Here is a 1,675-nt window from a genome sequence, read left to right on the forward strand (position 1 = left end):
AGAAATACGCGAAACGGGGTAGTTCTATCTTTAAATTTAATTACGCAACAAAGCCAGTTTAATGCTCTGGTGGGTAACTTACGCGATAATAAAGTGTTGGACTAGCTCACAGGGTTAGGTATACCTGAAACTTGTCGTATCGACTAAGAAATAAACGAAATAGGTCGGTTCTATCTTAAAATTTAATTACGCGCAAAGCTATTTATAGGAGCTAGTACTTGATTTTCCATAAATAAAAAATTCAGCTAAATTAGTTGGAATCCAGATTTTAAATATAAATGATAGAAAATGAGTTGTCTTCTATTACATAAACGAAAATTAACACATGAAGTTGTAAATAATGAAATTAATTGACAAGCTGTTATCTAGTTCATACGTAAGCCATAGTGTCGGGCTGTTTATTACTTTAAGCGGACTTCACATCGTATCTCAATCAATTGCTTCATCAAATACAGTAAGTAATTCATTTTGGCTGGTAGGCGTTTGTTATCTTATAATTGCAAACTTATTACCTCTAATATCTAAATACTTACTTGTTGAGCGAAAGTATTACATTTTTCCAGTGACAGTATCTGTTTATACTTTGGCTTTTATTTTGATTTTAATGTTTAGAATTGATTATTCTCGTTATGTGATATCAATCGGATTTATAATCAGTTTTATTTGGTTTTACGTGAGTGCTATTCTTCGGGGGCCCCATAAAAAACTGTACCTTAGTGCTATTGGTAACTTTAAATCTGAAAATATAAAAAGCCATAAAAACATTGAATTAACGTACCTATCAAAGCCTTATAATGTGGCAGATATTAGCAGTGGTTTGGTTGCTGATTTGCATGGAGAATTAACAGCGGATCAAGAGAAATTCATTGCGGATTGTAGTATCAATAATATTCCAGTATTTCACATAGAAAGCATTCGTGAAATGATCCATGGTCGAGTTCAGGTAAAGCATTTATCTGAAAACGCAATTGGTACCCTTCAACCAAATCCTCTTTATCATATTTTTAAACGTTTTTGGGAATCATTGTTAATTTTAGTTACTTTACCAATAACATTGCCAATTATGCTAGTTACAGCTTTATGGATTAAACTAGAAAACCCTGGGCCTGCAATGTTTATACAAGAGCGTGTAGGTCAAGGAGGGAAGGTTTTTAATATATATAAATTCCGCAGCATGACAGTAAAACAAAAAAATGCAGAGGATAAGTTTGCGACTGAAGAACAAGCACGTATCACTAGAGTAGGTAAAGTTATTCGTAAAGTACGAATCGATGAACTTCCTCAGTTCTTTAATGTGCTAAAAGGTGAAATGGCATTAATTGGCCCTCGCCCTGAGCAGGAGTCTTTTGTTAAGCAGTTTGAAGCTGATATCCCTTTTTATGGTTATCGTCATATGGTGAAGCCGGGAATTACTGGTTGGGCTCAAACAGTTCAAGGTTATGCGGATGATACTGATTCAACTCGAGTAAAACTTTCGTACGATCTTTATTATATTAAGCATATCTCATTTTGGTTAGATGCAAATATTGTGTTTAAAACAATTAGAACTATGCTTACAGGGTTTGGAGCTAAATAAGATTTTAAAAAATGCTTCGCTGGAAGGAGGAATTGGTCTTCGAGCCGGCTTTGTTGCGTAATTCAATGGAACTAAATCAAGAACCTACGATCTGATCAG

At 34.2% G+C, this 1,675-nt stretch carries 1 protein-coding gene; it reads left to right on the plus strand.

Translation table 11 applies throughout. The annotated features are described in order from the left end of the window. Positions 1-340 precede the first annotated feature (340 nt). Positions 341-1,576 carry an exopolysaccharide biosynthesis polyprenyl glycosylphosphotransferase gene (locus tag ACED25_RS23330; protein WP_371696254.1) on the plus strand — a complete coding sequence of 412 codons (1,236 nt, stop codon included), beginning with the start codon at positions 341-343 and terminating at the stop codon, positions 1,574-1,576. The last annotated feature ends 99 nt before the right edge of the window (positions 1,577-1,675 follow it).

The sequence above is a fragment of the Vibrio sp. 1F263 genome (genome assembly GCF_041439035.1).
In the GTDB taxonomy this organism is placed as follows: domain Bacteria; phylum Pseudomonadota; class Gammaproteobacteria; order Enterobacterales; family Vibrionaceae; genus Vibrio; species Vibrio tasmaniensis_A.

Excerpts from the sequence above, each read along its gene's own strand:
- ACED25_RS23330 (WP_371696254.1), top strand. The coding sequence starts at position 341 with ATGAAATTAATTGACAAGCTGTTATCTAGTTCATACGTAAGCCATAGT.